Raw genomic sequence first — 20,229 nt, 5'->3', positions numbered from 1 at the left:
ATGTCACATCGGATCGCTTGGATCGATCCGATGTGACATTCGGCGTTTCAGGGTGCCGGTTGCTCAGGACGACCGGCTCGTGAGCCATTCGTCGATGCGACGTCGTGCCTCCTCGGGCGCGACGTCCTCGACCCGCGTCATGATCGCCCACCGGTGCCCGAACGGGTCGAGGATCGTCCCGAACCGGTCGCCGGTGACGAATGTCGACGGTTCCTCGAAGACCTGCGCCCCTTGCTCGACGGCGCGGGTGAACGTCGCGTCGACGTCGGTGCAGTACAGCACGTAGGAGTGGTCGACGACGTTCGTCCCGTCCGGGGCGCGCAGGCCCATGGCCGGCGCGGGGTCGCTCAGCTGGAGCCGGCCGCTGCCGAAGTCCAGTTCGGCGTGCGCGATCGTGCCGTCGGGCCCGTCGGTGCGATCGACGACCTCGGCACCGAACACGGTGCGGTAGAACTCGACGGCGCGGGCCGCACCGTCCACGACGAGGAACGGGGTGAGGGCGGTGTAGCCGGTGGGAATCGGTTTCACGGAATGCGTCATGCGACCAGTCTCGGGTCGTCACCACCCGCAGTATTGGACGTTTCCGACATCGTTCGCCCGGCCCACGGACCGAATGTCACATGGGTTCGATTCGATCGAAGCCATGTGACATTCGGTCCGTTCCGCGGCGACGGGTTCGCGGTGGCACGCTGTGCGGCTCCCCACGTGAATCGGGCATCCGGCGGAATGATGCAATAGGTGACGACGGAACCAATCCGGTCGGCACTGCGACCGGGAGGAGGATCGGGCCCATGAGCGGTATCTACAACAATGTCACCGAGCTGGTCGGGCGAACCCCGATCGTGCGGCTGAACCGGCTGACCGAGGGGCTCGACGCCCAGGTCGCGGTCAAGCTCGAGTTCTACAACCCGGCCAACAGCGTCAAGGACCGGATCGGCGTGGCGATCATCGACGCGGCCGAGAAGTCCGGCGAGCTGCGTCCCGGGGGGACGATCGTCGAGGGCACCAGCGGCAACACCGGCATCGCGCTGGCGATGGTCGGTGCCGCGCGCGGCTACAAGGTCATCCTGACGATGCCCGAGACGATGTCCACCGAGCGGCGGGTGATGCTGCGTGCGTTCGGCGCCGAGATCGTCCTGACCCCCGGCTCCGAGGGCATGGCCGGGGCGGTGTCGAAGGCGGAGGAGATCGTCGCGAAGACCGAGAACGCGATCCTCGCCCGCCAGTTCGCGAACCCGGCGAACCCGGAGATCCACTACAACACCACCGGTGAGGAGATCTGGAAGGACACCGGCGGGGAGGTCGACATCTTCGTCGCCGGCATCGGCACCGGCGGCACCATCACCGGTGCGGGCCGCAGGCTCAAGGAATACAAGCCGGAGGTGAAGATCGTCGGCGTCGAGCCCATCGATTCGCCGATCCTCACCGGCGGGCAGCCGGGCCCGCACAAGATCCAGGGCATCGGCGCGAACTTCGTGCCCGACGTGCTCGATCGCGCGGTCTACGACGAGATCGTCGACGTCTCGTTCGACGACGCCGTGCGCGTGGGCCGGGATCTCGGTACGCAGGAGGGCATCCTCGGCGGCATCTCGTCCGGCGCGATCGTGTGGGCGGCGCTGGAACTGGCGAAGCGCCCGGAGAACGCCGGCAAGCTCATCGTCGCCGTGGTCTGCGACTTCGGCGAGCGGTACATCTCCACTCCGCTGTTCGAGCACATCCGGGACTGAACGAATCGTGAGTGTTCTGCGCACCCTCCGGGAAGACCTGCAGGCGGCCCGGGGCCACGATCCGGCCTCGCGTGGTGACATGGAGAACGCCCTCGTGTACTCGGGCCTGCACGCGATCTGGTCGCACAGGCTGGCACACCGGATGTGGGCGCGACCGGCGCTGCGGGGACCGGCTCGCGTCCTGGCGCAGTTCACCCGCTTCCTCACGGGCATCGAGATCCACCCCGGCGCGACGATCGGCCGGCGATTCTTCGTCGACCACGGCATGGGCGTGGTGATCGGGGAGACCGCCGAGATCGGCGACGACGTGATGATCTATCACGGCGTCACGCTCGGCGGGCGGTCGCTGGCACGGACCAAGCGGCACCCGACCATCGGCAATCGGGTCACCATCGGCGCGGGGGCGAAGGTCCTCGGGCCGGTGGTGATCGGCGACGACGTCGCGATCGGCGCGAACGCGGTCGTCACGCGCGACGTCCCCGCCGACTCGATCGCCGTCGGCATCCCGGCGACGATCCGGCCCCGCAAGTCGCACGAGGAACTCGTCGACCCGGCGTGCTACATCGATCCCGCGATGTACATCTGACGTCTGCCGCCGCGTGACGGCCGCAGGTCGCGTGACGGCCGAATGTCACATCGGGTCGATTCGATCGACGCGATGTGACATTCGGCCGAAGCCCGCGAGAGTCCGTCAGGCGCCGTAGCCGGGCGGGTACAGCACCGACTTGGTCTCGCAGAACGCCTCGACGCCCTCGGGGCCGTTCTCCCGTCCGATGCCGGAATTCTTGTAGCCGCCGAACGGTGAGCCCGGATCGAAGGCGTACCAGTTGATGCCGTAGGTGCCGGTGCGCACCCGCGACGCCACCTCGAGGCCCTTGTCGACGTCGGTGGTGTAGACGGAGCCGGCGAGGCCGTAGTCGGAGTCGTTGGCGATCTTGATCGCCTCGTCCACGCTGTCGTAGGGGATCACGCACAGCACGGGGCCGAAGATCTCCTCGCGCGCGATGGTCATGGAGTTGTCGACGTCCGCGAAGATCGTCGGTTCGACGAAGTACCCCTTGTCCAGGCCTGCGGGCCGGCCGCCGCCGAGCACCAGTCGCGCGCCTTCCTCCTTGCCCGTGGCGATGTAGCCCTCGACGCGGTCGCGCTGCTTCGCGGAGATCAGCGGTCCGAGTTGCGCCGCCGCGTCGTCGGGCATGCCGACGGGGAAGAACGCGGCGGTCGCCACCATCTTCTCGACGACCTCGTCGTAGCGCGAGCGCGGCGCGAGGATGCGGGTCTGGCCGACGCAGGCCTGCCCGGTGTTCATCAGGCCGGACATCACGAGCATCGCGATCGTCGAGTCGAGGTCGGCGTCCTCGAGGACGATGGCGGCGGACTTGCCGCCGAGCTCGAGTGAGCAGCGGGTGAGGTTGCGTGCTGCGATCTCGCCGATGTGCTTGCCGACGGCGGTCGAGCCGGTGAAGGTGATCTTGTCGATGTCCGGATGCGCGACGAGGTACTCACCGGTCTCGGCGCCGCCCGGGACGAGGGAGAGCACGCCTTCGGGCAGGCCCGCCTCGGCGAAGATCTCGGCGACCGCGTTGGTGGTCAGTGGCGACTCGGGCGCGGGCTTGAGCACGACGGTGCAGCCGGCGAGCAGGGCCGGGCCGAGCTTGTTGATCATCAGGAACAGCGGCACGTTCCACGCGATGACGGCGGCGACCACGCCCACGGGTTCACGCGTCACCCGGGAGCGTCCGAAGGCGCCGGTGCGCTCCTCCGTCCACGGAAACGAATCGGCAAGGCCCGCATAGTAGTTGATCGTCGCCAGCGACGGCGTCACCTGCATCATCTGCACCGAGGCCGGCGGCTGGCCCATCTCGGCGGACAGAGACGCCGCAAGGTCGGCGCTGCGTTCCTCGATCAGCTTGGCGGCCTTGGCGAGCACCTGGGCGCGCTCGGACGGCGAGGTGCGGGGCCACGGTCCGTCGTCGAAGGCGCGACGGGCGGCGGCGACGGCGGCGTCGATGTCCTGCGGCCCGGCGACCGGCACGGAACCGACGCGTTCCTCGGTGGCCGGCGAGAACACCTCGAGGCGCTCGTCGGTGGATGGGGCGGCCCAGCGTCCGCCGATGAAGAGCTTGTCGTAATCGGTCATGTCACCTTTCCTCAACGATCTTCGGTTGCGCACTTGTCCGACCGGGCGGGGTGGGTGTCGACGAACCCGGTGAAGCCGTACTGCCGGTGCGGTCCGATCACGGCGACCTCGAACAGTCCCGTGCCGACGGCGTCCGACCCGGTGATCCGGAACCGCGCGAGATGGTCGGTGGGGCAGAACAGCAGCAACGCCGGGTCGATCTCGCGGACGTCGCGGCGCAGCGCCTGCACCACCAGCTCGCCCTGCCACATGCCGTGCCGCCAGTCCTGCTCGAGCCCGTAGCCGGTACCGACGGCGAGCAGGTTCGGCACCAGCAGTTCGCAGTCGACGGTCACGACCTCGGACCCGGGCCGGTGGAACGTCAGCACCGCCCCCGTGACGTTGCGGGTGCCCGGCGCGAACACCAGCCGGTGCTCCGGCCGGCCCAGCCACTCGGGCTCGGCGGCGGGCCGGATCCGGATCGCCTCCTCGACCAGACGCCGACCCTGGTCGTCCTCCTGCACGATCGTGACGAGCGTGTCGTTCTCGAACTGCATCACCGAGTAGATCCAGAAGAAGCCGGGCGTGCCCTCGTGCGCCTTGCGTCCGGGCGGCTCCGGTTCCCCGACCGGGCGCACGCCCCACGAGCGGTCGCGGTTGCCGAGCCACGTGCGCGGATCCACGTGCCGCGTCTGCCCGTCGACCGTGAGGGTGCCCGACCATCGGCCGGATTGGACGAACCGTGACGTGTCCATGACGACGCGCTCGAGCTGGCGCAGTCGCTGCGGTGTCTCCTCGGTGGCCGGGACGGTGCCCTCGAAGGTGAGATCGAAGGAGAGGTCGGCGGTCTCGGCGTGGCCGGGTTCGAGGACCACCCGCAGTCGTCGCAGCCCCTCGAGCACCTCGACGCGCAGCGGTCCGACGGCCGTGTCGGCCCGATCGCTGCCCAGTGCCTTCGACGCCCGGACGACGAGGTGGTCGTCGCCGCGGCGCAGCACCGCGAAACCGTCGGCCACACCGAGATTCGGGTACTGGCCCATGCCGACGATCAGGAACAGGTCGGCGGTGTCGGCGGGGTAGCAGTTGAAGTAGTACCGGTCGTAGAAGTTGCGGTCGGACGTCGCGACGCGCCGGATCGGTTCGGCCGTCTGGTGGACGGGGTAGTCGTCCAGGGGGGACAGGGAGCTCACGACGCCGACCCCTGCCGGTCGGTGCCGTCGAGCATCGCCTCGAGGGTGGCGCGGTGCATGATCGCGTCGTCGGGGTCGTGGGGTGGCTGCGCCTGCCCGAAGTGCACCGCGCGAGTGTGGATGCGCAGCATGATGATCGCGTGCTGCAGCGCCGCGTGGACGGTGTAGAAGTGCAGGTCGCGCGGGACGTGACCGGTGCGCTGCGCGTACGTGCGGGCAACGTCGTCGAGACGCAGGAAGCCCGGCAGACCCGGGAGCCCGGCGGAGGCGGCGATGTCCTCGAAGAACCGGTGCAGGAACGTCATCCAGGCCAGGTCCATCTCGCGGGCGCCGAGGGTGGCCAGTTCCCAGTCGAGCACCGCGACGGGCCGGAACCCGTCGAAGAGGATGTTGCCGATCCGCGCGTCGCCCCAGCACAGCACCGCGGGGGAGCGGTCGTCGGGACGGTGGGCGTCGAGCCAGGTGAGCGCCCGCTCGACGAGCGGGGAGCGGGGGCCGCCGGTGCGGGTGGTCCATTCGTAGTAGGCGCGCTGACGATCCAGGTGCGCCCGGACGGCGTCGGCGACGGTGCCGGCCGGTCCCAGCCCGGCGCTCGCCGGCGGGACGTCGTGGACACCGGCGAGCACCTCGACGCAGGCGTCCTGCATGGCGGCGCGCTCGGTGTCGCCGGCCTCGGTGACCCAGGAGCCGAAGTTGTACGGCATGACGTCCGGCGGTACGCGACCGGCGACGCGGGTCATGACGAAGAACGGGGCCCCGAGCGGGGCGGGGTCGGGTTCGTACCAGTGCACGGCCGGGACGGGGACGCGGGAGTGCTCGGCGACGGCGCGCATGACACGGGCCTGGCCCTCGAGGTCGTACGTGGGGAAGACGGGCACGGCGGTCTCGGCCGGGGCGACGCGGGCGACCAGCGGACGGTCGGTGCCGTCCCAGCGGGCGTCGAACAGCAGCGTCTCGCTGGACATGCCGGTGGTCTCGGGGATGTGCACGTTCTCGACGATCGGGTCGGTCACCTTCGTCGCGAGCCACGATCGCAGGTTCTCCCGGACCTGCTCGGGATCGCGCCGGGAGTCGCTGGGCCGCGCGACCTCGGCGTCGTGGCCGGCGGCGCCGGACGTCGACGCGGCAGGATCGATGCTCACGCGCTCTCCTTCCGGCCACCGGGACTGTGACCTCGAACACTAGAACACGTTACAAGTTTTCGGAAGGGGTCACCCCAGGTGAGTCCCGAACCAGGCGAGCATCCGGTCGTACGCTCCCGCGGCCGCGTCCGCGTTGTACCGGGGGCCGGTGTCGTTGAAGAAGGCGTGGTCGGCGCCGGGGTAGGTGACCACCTCGTGCGCCAGGCCCGCCCGCTCGAGCGCCGCGGTCGCCGCGTCCCGCGAGGCGTTCACGCGCTGGTCGAGTTCGGCGTAGATCGCGAGGACGGCGGCTCGGGAGCCGGCGAAGTCGGCAGCGTCGGGCAGCGGTCCGTAGAACGGGACGGCCGCCGCGACGCGCGGGTCGCCGGTCGTCAGCAGCAGCCACGTCATGCCGCCGCCGAAGCAGAACCCTACGGCCCCGACGTCCCGATCCGGCACCCGCCGGGTCAGCTCGTCGATGCCCGACCGCATGTCCTGGGAGAACCGTTGCGGCGGAACGGTACTCAGCGCCGCCGTGGCCTGCGCCGGGTCCGTGAACACGGCCGTGCCCCCCTCCTCGGAGAGCAGGTCGATCGCGAGCGCCGAGTAGCCGGCCCCGGCCAGGCGCCCGGCCACCGAGCGGATGTGATCGTTGAGTCCCTTGTTCTCGTGGATCACGAGCACGGCGCCCCGGGGCTCCGCCGCCGGCGCCCATGCGCCCTGCAGCGTCCGTCCTTCCGGGCCGGGGAACGTGATCGGCTCCGTCGCAACGGCCGTCGCGCTACCCGGCGGTGTCCGGTCCGGGGATGCGGAAGCCGCCCCGGACGGGGTGGAAGGTGTTGCGGTCGAACCGTTCTCGTTCGAGCAGGCCGCCAGCAGGGCGGATGCCGCGGTGAGGCTCAGCCCCATCAGCCCCAGCCGGCGCAGCGCCTCGCGGCGGGTGAGCAGACCGTCGGCGTGGTCCACCGCGATCTCCTCGGCGATGTAGCGCTGGAAAGGCGTCATGGCCGCTCCCGTCCCGAGGGCAATACCCTCGTATTGTGACGCGGGAAGGGGCCGCGGCGCGGGCGATTCGCGTCGAAGCTCAGCCCGCGACGGCGAGGAGCCCGGCGCCCGTCAGGGTTCCCGCGGCGGCGAGCCGCGCCGGGACGAGCCGCAGCCCGGACAGGAACGGCAGCCGGGCGTGCCGGGCCGCGGCCGCGCGCATCGGCCGCCACAGCGGCGCGCCGGCCTGCGCGAATCCCCCGCCGACCACGACGAGGTCCACGTCGACCAGCGCCGCGGCCGACGCGATCACCTCCCCCAGGGCCGTCCCCGCCCGTCCCAGCGCCGCCACCGCGACAGGATCGCCCGCCCCCGCGTCGCGGGCCAGCGCCGCACCGTCGGCACCGGACCAGCCGTGCCCCCGCGCCCACCGCACCGCGGCGGGCCCGCTCGCCACGGTCTCCACGCACCCGGCGCCCCCGCACGCACACGCCTCGGTACCCACGCTCGACACCATGTGCCCGATGTGGCCCGCGTTGCCGGTCCGGCCCCCGGCAATCCGGCCGTCCAGCACCAGACCACCGCCGATGCCGGTCGAGACCACCACAGCGACGAGGTCGGCCGTACCCCGGCCCGCCCCGAGCCGGTGCTCGGCCAGCGCGGCCGCGGCCCCGTCGACCGCGAGCCGCACCCCCGCGCGCGGGAACAGTCCGCGCACGGCATCGGCCAGATCGAAGCCGCGCGCCCACTCGCCGATGTTGATCGGCGCCACCGAGCCGGCGCCGGTGTCGACCGGGCCGGCACTGGCGATCCCGACGGCGGTCACCTCGTCCCCCGCGGCGACCTGCCGCAGCAGCTGCGCGCACGCCGCCCACACCCCGTGCACGGGCGTCGGCACCGTCCGCGGTGGGTCGAGCGTGCCGTCGGCGCGAACGCGGGCGGCGGCCATCTTGGTGCCGCCGACGTCGAGGGCGAGCGCGACCATCAGCGCCGGCGCAGCACGAGCACCAGGTTGCTGACCAGGAACTCCCGTAGCGCGGGGACCCGAACCAGCCACCACGCCCAGTGCGGGTGGTACCGGGGGAACGCGGCCAGCAGCTCCCCGTGCGGCGTCGACCGTGCCCAGTGCAGCCCGTCGCGGCAGCCCACCTCGAACAACGAGACCCCGTACCGGTTCTTCGGTTCCCGGCCGTGCCGGCGGGCGTACCGCCGGGCCGCGTACTCACCGCCGAACGCGTGCCACGGGCCGGTCTCGTGCCCCCCGAACGGACCCCACCACAGCGTGTACGACAGCACCGTCAGCCCGCCCGGCCGCGTCACCCGCAGCATCTCCTCGGCCATCACCCACGGCTGCGCCACGTGCTCGGCGACGTTCGACGAGAAGCACACGTCCACCGACCCCGTGCGCAGCGGCAGCGCGAGGCCCGAGCCGCGGACCGACCCGCCCACGGCGAGGCCGGCCGCGTGCATCTCCGACGGATCCGGCTCGACCGGCACGTAGCGGGCACCCGCCGCGCCGAACACCTCCGCGAAGTATCCCGGTCCGCCCCCGACGTCGACGACGGTCGTGCCGGTGAGGTCCCGGTCGGTCAGGTCCGCGTACAGGTCACCGATCAGGTCGACGGTGTCGCGCGCGAGCGCCCCGTAGAACAGCTCGGGTGCGGACTGCTCGTGCCGGAAGTCGCCGAGCAGCCCGACGGACCGGCGCAGGGTGGCGCGCCGGGCGAAGGTGCGGGCCACCGGGGGAACGGGCAGGGTCGGAACAACCACGAGGAGCAACCATAGCGGCCCCCGCACTGCACTACCCGCCGGTAACCCTCCACCGCGGGTGCTCCTGCACCCGTTAGTGTGTTCCGGGATACATCCGTCGACGACGAACCACAGGGGGTCGCCACGTGCGCGAGGTTCTGTTGCTGTGCTGGCGCGATACCGGGCACCCCCAGGGCGGAGGCAGCGAACGGTACCTCGAGCAGGTCGGAGCCCAGCTCGCCGCGCGCGGCATCCGCGTCACCCTCCGCACCGCCGCCTACCCCGGTGCCCCCCGCCGCGACGAGATCGACGGCGTCACCGTCAGCCGCGGCGGCGGACGGCTCACCGTCTATCCCCGGGCCCTCGCCGCGATCGCCGCCGGTCGTCTCGGCGTCGGCCCGCTGCGTCACCTCCGGCCCGACGCCGTGATCGACACCCAGAACGGCATCCCGTTCTTCTCCCGGCTCGTCGCCGGGGCGCCCGTGACCGTGCTCGTGCACCACTGCCACCGCGAGCAGTGGCCCGTCGCCGGGCGCGTCATGGCCGCCCTGGGCTGGTGGATCGAGTCCACGCTGTCGCCGCGCGTGCACCGCGACGACCAGTACCTGACCGTGTCGCTGCCGTCCGCCGACGAGCTCATGGCCCTCGGGGTCGACCGCGACCGCATCGCCGTCGTGCGCAACGGTGCCGACGCCGTCCCCGCCGGCGTCGAACCCGGCGACGAACACACCCGCACCGCGCATCCCACCGTGTGCGTGCTGTCGCGGCTCGTACCGCACAAGCAGATCGAGGACGCCCTCGTCGCCGTCGCCGCGCTGCGCGACCGCGTCCCCGGCCTGCACCTCGACGTCATCGGCGGCGGCTGGTGGGAACGGAACCTGCGCGCAGCCGCCGCCGACCTCGGCATCACCGACGCCGTCACCTTCCACGGCCACGTCGCCGAGGACCGCAAGCACGAACTGCTCGCCCGATCCTGGGTGCACGTGATGCCGTCCCGCAAGGAGGGGTGGGGGCTCGCCGTGGTCGAGGCCGCCCAGCACGGTGTGCCCACGATCGGCTACCGCAGTTCCAAGGGCCTGACCGACTCGATCATCGACGGCGTCACCGGCGTGCTCGTCGACTCCCCGGACGAGCTCACCGGTGCCGTGGCCGACCTGCTCGCCGACGCCGACCGCCGCCGGACCCTCGGCGGCAAGGCCCGGGTGCGCGCCGCCGAGTTCTCCTGGTCCGCGACCGGCGACGGGGTGCACGAGGTGCTCGCCGCGACGGCCGCGGGCCGCCGCGTCTCAGGACTGTTCCCGCGCCCGGCGCAGGCCGCCGTCGTGCTCGCGGCGCCGGACGCGCCGTCGCAGGACCAGCAGGCCCACGAGCCCGCCTGCTGACACCGCCGCCCACAGCGCGTGCGCGGCGATCGCCGCCGTCCGGTCGTCCGACCGGGTCCCGGCGACCCCGCGCACCCGGTACAGCGACAGCGCGGCGTCGGTGACCACCGGCTCGAGCTGCTCGAGCGTGCGGGCCGAGTCGCCGAGATCCCCGGGCGTGCCGTGCTCGACGAGCACCCACCCCACGCCGTGGGCCGCGAGGTCGGCCGGCGCCGCGCCCGCCAGCAGCAGGCGTTCCACCTCCGCGGCCCCCCGGCCCTCGCCGGCGACGGTGCCGCCGGCGACGATCAGCTCCCCGGACTGCAGCACGTCGGCGCGCAGCATCCGGGGGGCCGGATCGAGAACCGGTGCGGCGCCACTGAACTCGAATCGCCGGAACATACCCGCCGGCAGCACCGCCACATCGCCGTCGCCGGGCGGCACCGTCGCCGCGACCCGCTGCCACGCGTCCGGATACTGCACCGGGCGTACGCGCCCGCCCACGCCCCACGCCAGGTCCGGAAGGGCCAGCAGCACCGCCAGCGCGGTCGCCGTGGCCCAGACGCCGGCCCGCCCGCCGAAACGCGTCCGCAACGTGCCGACCCCCGCCGCGGCGGCCAGCGCGTACAGCGGCACCGCCCAGGCCACCCACTTCTGCGTGTCGCGCAGCAGACCCGCACCCGGGACGTGCACCATCGCCCACTCCCCGGCCCGCAGCCCCGGCCCCGTCGCCGCGAGGGCGGGACCGAGCACCGCGACCGCGGCCAGCGCCGTCAGCACGCCGAGCACCGGGTTGCGCCGTCGCCGCCACAGCGCCGGCACCCCGCACACCACCACCAGCAGCAGCGCCGCAGTACCGACCAGCGCCCACACCGTCGTCCGCGACGCGGGCACCGCGTCGGCGTTCCAGATGCCGCCGAGCCCCGCCACGCTGCCGAGCGTGCCCAGCGCGGGCTCGGCCCGTGCCGCGAAGGCGCGCACCCCCGCCGGATCCGATCCGTCGCCCGCGCCGCCGGACACGGCCGTCGCCACCAGCCACGGCGCCGCCACCGCACCCGCCAGCGCCACCGCGCCGGCCAGCCGCGGCACCCGCCGGGACCGCCCGCCCGGGGGCGCGAGCACGGCCAGCGCCGTCCCCGACGCCAGCAGCGCACCCGTCGGGGTCAGGCCCGCCACGCCCAGGCACACCGCCAGCGACGGCCACCCGGAGCGGTCGCCCCGCCGCACCGCCACGGCGGCCACCACCGTCCACGGCAGCGCCGCGTAGCCCACCAGCAGGCTCCAGTGCCCCTGCAGCAGCCGCTCCGCCACGTACGGGTTCCACACGCCCACCGTCGCCGCCACCAGCCGGGCCGGCAGCCCGGCCGTCGGCAACAGCACCGCCACCAGCCGGGCGCTGCCCCAGCCGGCCGCCCACAGGGCGCCGGTGAGCAACGCCGTCACCACCAGGCCGCCGTCCGCCACCGAACTCGCCGCCGCCAGCAACGCGTCCTGCGGGACGGCCCGCGCCGCGGCATCGGTCAGACCCAGCGCCGAGTCCGTCGGAAACGACCGCGGGGTGCTCACCGCGTCGCGCAACAGCAGGTAGCCGGGGGAGGTGAGCAGCGGCCCGAGCACCACGGCCGCCAGCGCGAGGCTGTAGAGGGCCGGGACAGCGGGACGCAGCGACACCGGCCTGGGCATGGCCGCACAATACCCATCTCGCGCCGGTGTCCCGCGCCTCGTCGCCCGCACCCGCCGCGTGCAACCATGGTCCGATGCCGCGACCTGAGATGCCGCGCCCGGCCACCGGAACCGCCGTCGCCGGGATGACGATGGTGACCGCCGGTGCCATGACCGCCAACCTGGCGTCCTATCTGCTGCACCTGCCGGCGGCCCAGTGGCTCGGACCCGCGGGATACGGGGAGTTCGCCAGTCTGCTGGCCGCCCAGCTGGTCCTGGCCGTGCCGGCGCTCGCCCTGCAGACCGTCGTCGCCCGGGAGACCGTGCGCGGTGCCGGCACCGCGGCCCTGCGCCGTCTCGGCTATCGCTGCGCCGGCCTCGCCGGGTTCGTCGCGCTCGCCGTCGTGCCCCTCGTCGCGTGGGCCCTCGACACCAGCGTCGCCGGTGCCCTCGGCTCGCTCGTCACCGCACCCCTGCTCGTGCTGCTCGCCGCCGAACAGGGGCTGCTGCAGGGCCGGGGACGGTTCGGCGCGCTCAGCGTCGTCCTCGCCGCGGCCGGCGTGGCGAAGGTCGTGCCCGCCGTCGCGGTGCTCGCCGTCGGCGGCGGACCGGGGGCGGCCCTGTTCGCCGGCGCGGTCGGCACCGGGTTCGTCGCGGCCGCGGCCGCCACGCTCGTGTCGCGCTCCCCGGCGGGGCCCGGATCCGGGACCGCCCCGGCGGTCGGCGTGCTCGCGGTGCTGCGCGCTTCCCAGGTGCAGCTGGCGCTGATCGCCCTGACGTCGCTGGATCTGCTGCTCGCCCGCACCGTCCTCGACCCGCAGGACGCGGGATTGTATGCGCTCGGCGCCGTCGCGACGAAAGTCGCGTTCTGGCTGCCGCAGGCGGTCGGGGTGGTGCTGTACCCGCGGATGGCCGACCCCGCCCAGTCCGCGGCCGCGGTCCGCTCGGCCCTGACCGTCCTCGTCGGGATCGGTGCGGCGCTCGTCGCGGGCGCAGCCGTGGGCGCGCCGCTCGTGCCGCTGCTCGTCGGTGACGCCTACGCCCCGGTGCAGTCGCTGCTGTGGCTGTTCGCCCTGCAGGGCGCGTGCCTGGCGGTCCTGCAGGGCGCACTGCTGTCCGCGATCGCGGGCGAACGCACCCACCTCGCGGCCGTCGCGTGGGTCGGTCTCGCGGTGGAGGCTGCCCTCATGCTCACCGTCGCCACCACCACGAGGCAGTTCGTGCTCGTCGCTGTGGCCGTCGCGGCGACGACGGCCGCGGTGGTCTCCGTCCTCGCCGTGCGCGCCGCCCGCACCGTCGGGCCGGATACGCGGCCCGCCCCGTCGGGCCGAATGTGACATCGGTTCGATCCAACCGACGCGATGTCACATTCGGTCACACGCCGGTGCCCCTCCCGATCGGGAGGCCACACGCCGATGCCCCTCCCGATCGGGAGGGGCACCGGCCGGGTACCTACTGCTACCTACTGCTGCGGCGGTTCCTTGCGCAGGTCGGTGCGCGGGATCTCCTGCGTCTGGTCGGTGGTCCAGTCCCGCTGCTGCGGGGGAGCGTCCGTGCGGGGGATCTCCTCGGTGCGGTCGCTGGTCCAGTCGCGCTGGGCCGGGGCGGCGTGGGCCGGTCCGGCCGGTGCGGTCGGGCCGCCCGTCGCGGCGACGGGACGGCCGGTGCGGCCGCTGCCGCCGCGCAGGCCGAGCACGATGCCGGCGATCAGCGCGAGCAGGCCGAGGATGCCGAGGATGATCGGCACGGTGCGACCGAACAGGTTCAGGGTGTCGATACCGTTCTTGGCCTGTTCCACCTGGAACTCGATGGTGTCCTCGTTGAACGGCAGGGACACCTGCAGCACCGTCACCTCGGGACGGCTCGCCTCGCGGGCGTAGTACTGGTACTGCTGCTCCTGGCCCTTGATGACGACGCCGGTCTCCGGCTCGACCCACAGGTCACGGACGTTGGTGTACCAGCGGGTCATGGTCACCGGCGTCTCACCGCCCTCGACGCCCCACGTGGAGGCGGGCAGGCTCAGCTTGTAGGTCGGCACCGACGGATCGACCGCGGACAGGTCGACGGGCTCGATCTCGTGCCGGAAGTGGTAGACCTTGACGCCGTTGATCTCGGTCTCGTCGATGTAGTCGATCGGGTAGGTCTCGCGCGCATTGAGGTCGAAGTACGGGTAGGACTTCTGCTCGGTGCCGAACGGGAAGCGGTACTGCAGACCGTCGCGGTTCGGGATCTCCGTCGGCGGAGCCGTGGCCGAGGTCTGGATGGTGCTGACCGCGTCCGGGTTCTCCTCCTTGGTGACCGGCATGCCGCTGACCCGGTCCACCGTGACCCGGTCGACGATGGCGGAGACCAGACCCGTGTCGCCCTGCATGTCCAGGCGACGGACCGTCTGGCCCGCCTGCAGGGTCATGATGTCCGCATCCGACGGCTCCTCGACGGTGACGAACCGCTGCGCCACGATCGGCACGTCGGTGTCGACCTGCGCCCGCCCCGACAGCAGCGCCCGCGCGTTGAGGATGTCGCCGGTGCCCTCGGCGACCGTGGTCACCTCGAGGTCCAGCGGCGTCTTGGCGAGTTTGCCGACGGTATACGTCGGGATCAGTATTGCCGCGACGATGAGGAAGGCGCCGAGGCCCACCAATGCCAATGCCAGTTTCCGGCCCGAGCCCGAACGCTCAGCCATGCTGTGTCTCCTCACTCAACGGTTCCATCGAGTACCCCCACCGGCAGCCGGTCTGCACGGATCGCCTGGCATCCGGCTCGCGAATACCACGTGAGCCCAGACACTAACAGGGCATCCGCCCGGCGCGCGCCACCGTTCGGACTCGAGATCCAGGCTTCCCCGCCCCGAAGCGACCGGGCAGACTGTCGTCGATGACCAGCAGTGCCCCCCCCACCGCCTCGGCTCCCGCCGTCTCCGGCTTCCTGCCGGCGCTCGAGGGCATGCGCGGATTCGCGGCCGTCGGCGTCCTGATCACGCACGTGGCATTCCAGACCGGCGCCGTGCACGACCCGGTGCTCGGCCGCATCTGGGGGCGGTTCGACCTCGCCGTCGCCCTGTTCTTCGCGCTGTCGGGCTTCCTGCTGTGGCGGCCGCACGCGGCGGCCGCGCGTGGTCTCGGGGCCGCGCCGACCACCGGGCGCTACCTGCTGTCCCGGGCCACCCGCATCCTGCCTGCCTACTGGGTGGTGGTGTGCATCGTGCTGCTCCTGCTGCCCGAGGCGGGCGGCGGGTGGCGGCTGTGGCTCGCGAACCTGACCCTCGTGCAGGTGTTCGTGCCGCTGAGTCTCACCGAGGGGCTCACCCAGATGTGGAGCCTGTCGGTGGAGGTGGCCTTCTACCTGCTGCTGCCGCTGTTCGCCGCGGCGCTCGCCGGTCTGCGTGGCGAACGGGCCCGGTTCCGCGTCCCGCTGTTGCTCGCCCTGAGTGCGCTGTCGCTGGTGTGGGCGTGGCTGCCGGTTCCCACCCCGGACCACATCAACCACGACAACTGGCTGCCCGGCTATCTGCCGTGGTTCGCCGCCGGCATGGTGCTCGCGGAGCTCGTGACGGGCGAGCGGACCTGGGTGCACCGCCTCGCGGCGCACCGGGTGCTCATGGCGGTGGTCGCCGTGGCCGCGTTCGCGCTGTCCACCACGGCCCTCGGCGGGCCGGAAGGCCTCGTGAAGATCGATCCGTGGCAGTACAACGGCAAGATCCTGCTCGGCGCCCTCATGAGCTTCGCACTGCTGGCGCCCCTCGTCCTGGCGCCGCGCGCCGAGCACCGCATCCTGGCGAGCGGTCCGGCGCTGACCGTGGGCCGATGGTCGTACGGCATCTTCATCTGGCACCTGGCCGTGCTGTCCATCGTCTTCCCGGTCTTCGGTCTCATCCCGTTCCAGGGCGACTTCTGGTTCGTGCTCACGGTGACTCTGGTGCTGAGCATCGCCGTCGCGTCGGTCAGCTACGCCCTCGTCGAGGAACCGGTGCGCCGGGAGGTCAGGCGCCGTCAGAGCCGCGTCGCCTCCACCGCAGAACGCGTCGCAGATTCCGCCGCGCCCTGACCGAGACCGGCAGCGCCGCGATTCCCAGCGCGACGAGCCCGCACAGCGCGGCGAACTGGACGGCGACCGAGTGCCCGACGTAGCCGTCCGGCGCTCGCCACGGCCCGGTGGACAGCAACGCCATCGCCGTCATGGTGGCGCATCCGGTCACGACGACCAGGGTGCGGGCAGCCACGTCGCGGCCCCAGCGGGCGCCCACCGCCACGATCGCCGCTGCCGCCACGACCGTCGTCGCCGCGCCCACCGCGCCGGCCGCGAGGACCGCGACGGCCAGCACGCCGGCGAAGCCGACGGTGGTACTGCCCCAGACCCGGGGCGACGGCCCCGGATCGGCGACGGGGCGCCGGCGCGGCCACGCCGCGAGCGCGAACAGCGGCAGCAGCAGGAGCAGGCCGCCGAAGATGCCGAGGCGATACCACCGGTCGGTGGCGAATTCGAGGGTCACGGTGCCGCCGGTCCCGGCGGGCACGACCCAGCCCTGCTGCCAGCCGTCGACCACCACGGGTGTCAGTTCGGTGCCGTCCGCGGCCGTGGCGACCCAGCCGACGTTGGTGCTCTCCGGCACGACGACGAGCCGGTCCCGTTCGGACGCGGGCACCTCGAGCTCGCGCAGGTTCTCCGTCCAGGTGCCGACGGCGAGTTCGGTGGGTTCGGCTGCCGGCGGGCTCGCGGCGCCGGGAACCGGGAGCCGCAGCGTCCCGACGGTGAACGCCTGGCCCGGGTCGATCTCGACGTCGACGCGCCCGGCGGGCAGCGGCGCGACGGTCTCGTCGCACAAGGTGGCCGGCACCTCGACACCGGCGGCGAGGTCCGCGACGGTCGCGGTGACCGAGGTCCGGTAGCTGCGTCCGTCGACGGTGAGCACGGGCCCGGTGTCGCAGCCGACCGTGACCTGCCGGTCGTACACCGGATCCTGCGGACCGATCGGACCGTCCGGGCCGAGGACGGTCACCTCCGCCAGACCCGGCGGGACGACCTTCGCGAAGCCGAGCACCGTCTGGTCCAGCACGTCCTCCCAGCCGACCAGGCCGAGCACCACCCGATCCGTCACGTGTGGTTCGAGATCAATTGTCGTCGTTGATGATTCGACGTCGCGCACCTGCGGTCCGCTGCCGAGGTCGACGGCGACGCGGGTCGGGCGCGCCGGCAGCGGTCCCAGGCCCGCGGTCACCTCCAGGCCGGTCACCAGCTGCGGGGACGGCAGGTCGAGCGTGACGGTCGGTCGCGGCGCGCCGGGGCGCACCGACTCCTCCGACGCCGTCCACGTGGTGCGCGGATCACCGTCGGTCGCGGCGAACGCGGAGCCCTGCAGGTCGACGACGTCGGCGGCGCCGCGGGCGACCACCCGGTCCGGCAGCGCGGCGATCTCGGCGAGGGCCGGGCCGGGCCGGGCCCGCACCCACGGTTGCGGCGTCACCGACGTCGCGTCGGGCACCGACAGGGTGCGGGTGAAGAGGTTCGGCTCCTCGGCTGCGACGGCCAGACCCCGCGCACACCGCACCCGATCGGGGGTGTCGACGCAGCCGCCGCGGCCGGGCAGTTCCTGACCGAGATTCCAGCCCCGCACCGTCGCCCCGGCGACGACGTCCGGCAGCACGATCCGCTGCCGGATGTCGACCGGCCGGGGGTTGTCGCGGTCGGTGAAGTCGTCCACCGCCACCTCGGTCAGCCCGAACTGGTTGCCCACCGACCCGTCCTCGGTGCGGGTGGAGGTGATCCGGATCCAGGTCGTCCGTCCGAGCGGCAGCGCCACGGTCTGTTCGCGGCCGGGTTTCTCGACGCGCACGGCCGTGCTGCCGCGGTCGGTGGTCACCTCGAGCCATTTCACCGCGGGGCCGAGCGCGCCGGGGCTGGTGCTCAACCGCAGCAGCCCGGCCTCGAGGGGCCGGTCCAGGTCGAGCTGCAGCCACTGGCCGACCGCGGACTCGAGGCCGTTGCTGTGCCAGCCGGTGGTGGGATCGCCGTCGACGGTGGCCGCCGGTCCGCTGCCCACGGAGGTGCCGCCGAGCTGGGTGGCGTCGGACGCGGAGCTGGACACACTGATCCGGGCGCCCTCCCATTCGGCATGCACGAGGTCGGTGTCCGGCACCGGATAGTCCGGTACGAGGTTGTAGGTGCGCCGCGGGTCGCCGGCGGCACGGATCGCCGAGCTGTGGTGGTCGACCTGGCCGTAGTCGGTCTCACGGGCGGTGGGGGTGTCGGTGACGAGGACGTCGTCGACGGGCAGACCCGCGCGGTTCGCGTCGGCGGCGAGCAGGGCGGGGCCGGTGCTGCCCGGCTCGGCGTCGTCGAGGCGCAGCAGGGCCTCGGGGCCGCCCTGCACCCGGGGCACGTCGGCCGCGTCCACCGCGTACGGCCCGACCGGAGCGCCGGGCAGGTCCACGCGGTAGATCTCGACCGCCGGGTACGCCGGCCGCAGGTCGGAGTCGGCGGTGAAGCCCTCCTCGAAGTTCCGGGTGATCTCGTTGCCGAACTCCGCGACCCGGACCAGCCCGGGGGAACCCTCGATCGCCCGGTGCACGAGCACCGGCCGCGCCGACGGCGACGTCTCCGGGTCGAGGTCGTTGCGGATCACCACGTACCCGATGCCCTGACCGCGCAGCGTCGCCGCCAGCCCCGGGGTGGGCCGGCCGTCGGCGATGTGCCGCTGCACCGAGTCCAGGGCCCGGATCGCGCCCGGCGGCACGAGGGGCACGGCGTCGCGGGAGGCCCACGGCGTCGACGCGAGCGCCTGGAGGGGCTCGTCGCGGGTCAGGCCCCAGATCTGGCTGCCGAAGGGGGCGCCCGGCACGATCAGCGCGCGTTCCCCACGGGTGTGCTCGTCGAGCCACGCGGCGGTCTCGTGCCAGTATCCGGGCACCGCATCGTAGGCACCGCGCGGGGCGAGCCGGCCGGTCCACGCGAGCGACGTCGCGAGGGTCAGCGCCACGAGGATCAGGGTGGCGAACGCGACCATGGGCTGCCGCTCGGGATGCGCGAACGCGGTCCGGGCCTGCCGCCACGGCACCGCGCCGGGCAGCGGCACCCGGCGCAGCAGATGCGCGAGCCCGAGCACGAGCGGCAACCGCACCAGCGGCTCGAGCTTGTGCACGTTGCGCAGCGGGGCGCCGGTCGAATCCAGGAAGTGCCGGACCTGCTCGGCGATCGGCGAGCCGAGGTCACCGACGTACCCGGCGGCCAGCCCGGCGATGCCGGCGAACAGGATCAGCGTCCACCGCCCCCGGGCGGGCATCGAACGCATCGCCAGTCCCGCCAGGCCCGCGGCCGCGAGCAGACCGGTGACGAGGACCGCCGCGGGCTGGGTGACCAGCACCGCGCCGGCGATGCGCTCGGGGGAGACGAACGGGGTCCAGCTGTCGGTGCCGCGCAGCACCTCCGCCAGCGAGGTCCACTGCGTGGTCACCCCGGACGATTCGATGTAGTCCAGGAACGGCGGGCTGACGCGGCCGAGCAGCAGCAGCGGCACGATCCACCACAGCACCGCGACGACGCAGGCCGGGATCCACCACAGCGTGAACCGCCACCATCGCCGGTTCGGGCGGTGTGCCAGCCACCACAGCCCGGCGACGAGGCACGCGGCGACGGTGGCGACGGCGTTGATCGCACCCATGAGCGCGACGGCGACGGCGGACTGCGCTGCCGCTCGTCGAGCGGAATACGACGCTGCCGCTCGTCGAGCGGAATACGACGCTGCCGCTCGTCGAGCGGAATACGGCGCTGCCGCTCGTCGAGCGGAATACGACCCGTCGCCGTCGAGGTAGCGCACGAGCGGCAGCAGCACCCACGGCGCCAGCATCATCGGCAGCGTCTCCGACGAGATGGATCCCAGGGTGGTCAGCACGCGGGGGGAGAGCGCGAACGCCGCCGCGGCGATCAGCCGGGAACCACGGTTACCGACGCCGAGCGCCTCCGCGAGCCGCACCACGCCCCAGAACCCGGCGAGCAGCAGCAGCGCCCACCACACCCGCTGGGTGATCCACGGGGGGATGTGCAGGAGCTGGCCGACGGCGAAGAAGGAACCGTGCGGGAAGAAGTAGCCGTACGCCTGGTTCTGTACCTGGCCGAGCGGCGCGATGCTGCTCCACTGGTGGGCGGCGCGGGTGAGGAACCCGAGGGGATTCTGGGTCAGGTCGTACTTGGTGTCGGCGACGATCAGGCCGGGGGCCTGCGCGAACGCCAGCAGCAGCGACACCACGGCGGCCCCGTACAACCACCGCCTGGAGAAGGGGTCGGCGGACGGTGCCCCACCGGGGTGGGGTGCCGTGCCGTGGG

At 73.1% G+C, this 20,229-nt stretch carries 15 protein-coding genes; 5 read left to right on the top strand and 10 right to left on the bottom strand.

The annotated features are described in order from the left end of the window. Window positions 1-63 precede the first annotated feature (63 nt). Window positions 64-540: a VOC family protein gene (locus tag LZP97_RS16750; protein ID WP_010593534.1), complete on the bottom strand. Its 477-nt coding sequence runs from the start codon at window positions 538-540 to the stop codon at window positions 64-66. Between the two features lie 251 nt (window positions 541-791). Here LZP97_RS16750 and cysK point away from each other — a divergent pair, with 251 nt between their 5' ends. Then, window positions 792-1,727, top strand: a complete 936-nt coding sequence (cysK, locus tag LZP97_RS16745) for a cysteine synthase A (RefSeq protein WP_003939081.1) — start codon at window positions 792-794, stop codon at window positions 1,725-1,727. Between the two features lie 7 nt (window positions 1,728-1,734). Further along, on the top strand, window positions 1,735-2,313 hold the full coding sequence (epsC, locus tag LZP97_RS16740; RefSeq protein WP_010593533.1) for a serine O-acetyltransferase EpsC: 579 nt from the start codon (window positions 1,735-1,737) through the stop codon (window positions 2,311-2,313). Between the two features lie 105 nt (window positions 2,314-2,418). Here epsC and LZP97_RS16735 read toward each other — a convergent pair whose 3' ends face one another. From LZP97_RS16735 to LZP97_RS16710, 6 genes are all read right to left on the bottom strand, one after another. After that, window positions 2,419-3,867 carry an aldehyde dehydrogenase gene (locus LZP97_RS16735; RefSeq protein ID WP_010593532.1) on the bottom strand — a complete coding sequence of 483 codons (1,449 nt, stop codon included), beginning with the start codon at window positions 3,865-3,867 and terminating at the stop codon, window positions 2,419-2,421. 11 nt (window positions 3,868-3,878) lie between these two features. Then, window positions 3,879-5,036: a hypothetical protein gene (locus tag LZP97_RS16730; RefSeq protein WP_048773143.1), complete on the bottom strand. Its 1,158-nt coding sequence runs from the start codon at window positions 5,034-5,036 to the stop codon at window positions 3,879-3,881. Continuing rightward, window positions 5,033-6,178, bottom strand: a complete 1,146-nt coding sequence (locus tag LZP97_RS16725) for a phosphotransferase family protein (RefSeq protein WP_040274913.1) — start codon at window positions 6,176-6,178, stop codon at window positions 5,033-5,035. Before LZP97_RS16725 ends, LZP97_RS16730 begins: the two co-directional genes overlap by 4 nt. 69 nt (window positions 6,179-6,247) lie before the next feature. Beyond that, a complete protein-coding gene (locus tag LZP97_RS16720) occupies window positions 6,248-7,162 on the bottom strand; it encodes a dienelactone hydrolase family protein (RefSeq protein ID WP_048773146.1) in 915 nt (304 codons plus the stop codon). A gap of 79 nt (window positions 7,163-7,241) precedes the next feature. Further along, window positions 7,242-8,126 carry an ROK family protein gene (locus tag LZP97_RS16715; protein ID WP_048773149.1) on the bottom strand — a complete coding sequence of 295 codons (885 nt, stop codon included), beginning with the start codon at window positions 8,124-8,126 and terminating at the stop codon, window positions 7,242-7,244. Beyond that, the gene (locus LZP97_RS16710) at window positions 8,126-8,881 is read right to left on the bottom strand and encodes a class I SAM-dependent methyltransferase (protein ID WP_029539964.1); all 756 of its coding nucleotides are present in this window, start codon (window positions 8,879-8,881) and stop codon (window positions 8,126-8,128) included. Before LZP97_RS16710 ends, LZP97_RS16715 begins: the two co-directional genes overlap by 1 nt. 155 nt (window positions 8,882-9,036) lie before the next feature. Here LZP97_RS16710 and LZP97_RS16705 point away from each other — a divergent pair, with 155 nt between their 5' ends. Then, window positions 9,037-10,272, top strand: coding sequence for a glycosyltransferase family 4 protein (locus tag LZP97_RS16705; RefSeq protein ID WP_048773151.1), 1,236 nt, complete (start codon window positions 9,037-9,039; stop codon window positions 10,270-10,272). On the opposite strand, the gene LZP97_RS16700 is transcribed toward LZP97_RS16705, so the two are convergent. Next, window positions 10,177-11,934 carry a hypothetical protein gene (locus LZP97_RS16700; protein ID WP_061064873.1) on the bottom strand — a complete coding sequence of 586 codons (1,758 nt, stop codon included), beginning with the start codon at window positions 11,932-11,934 and terminating at the stop codon, window positions 10,177-10,179. The two genes, LZP97_RS16705 and LZP97_RS16700, sit on opposite strands and share 96 nt — an antisense overlap. An 89-nt stretch (window positions 11,935-12,023) precedes the next feature. On the opposite strand from LZP97_RS16700, the gene LZP97_RS16695 reads away from it, so the two are divergent. Then, window positions 12,024-13,250, top strand: coding sequence for a polysaccharide biosynthesis protein (locus LZP97_RS16695; protein WP_048773155.1), 1,227 nt, complete (start codon window positions 12,024-12,026; stop codon window positions 13,248-13,250). A gap of 125 nt (window positions 13,251-13,375) precedes the next feature. On the opposite strand, the gene LZP97_RS16690 is transcribed toward LZP97_RS16695, so the two are convergent. Beyond that, window positions 13,376-14,596 carry a DUF3068 domain-containing protein gene (locus LZP97_RS16690; RefSeq protein ID WP_048773158.1) on the bottom strand — a complete coding sequence of 407 codons (1,221 nt, stop codon included), beginning with the start codon at window positions 14,594-14,596 and terminating at the stop codon, window positions 13,376-13,378. 191 nt (window positions 14,597-14,787) lie between these two features. Between LZP97_RS16690 and LZP97_RS16685 the strand changes: the two genes are divergently transcribed. Continuing rightward, a complete protein-coding gene (locus tag LZP97_RS16685) occupies window positions 14,788-15,957 on the top strand; it encodes an acyltransferase family protein (protein ID WP_048773160.1) in 1,170 nt (389 codons plus the stop codon). Here the strand turns inward: LZP97_RS16685 and LZP97_RS16680 are convergent. Further along, a complete protein-coding gene (locus tag LZP97_RS16680) occupies window positions 15,893-20,152 on the bottom strand; it encodes an alpha-(1->3)-arabinofuranosyltransferase domain-containing protein (RefSeq protein ID WP_412177616.1) in 4,260 nt (1,419 codons plus the stop codon). The genes LZP97_RS16685 and LZP97_RS16680 overlap by 65 nt on opposite strands. Window positions 20,153-20,229 lie beyond the last annotated feature (77 nt).

The organism is Rhodococcus sp. DMF-1, from assembly GCF_021441945.1.
Lineage (GTDB): Bacteria > Actinomycetota > Actinomycetes > Mycobacteriales > Mycobacteriaceae > Rhodococcus > Rhodococcus ruber.
Note: the sequence above shows the minus strand (reverse complement) of the source record. Positions and strands in the feature narration are given on the sequence as shown.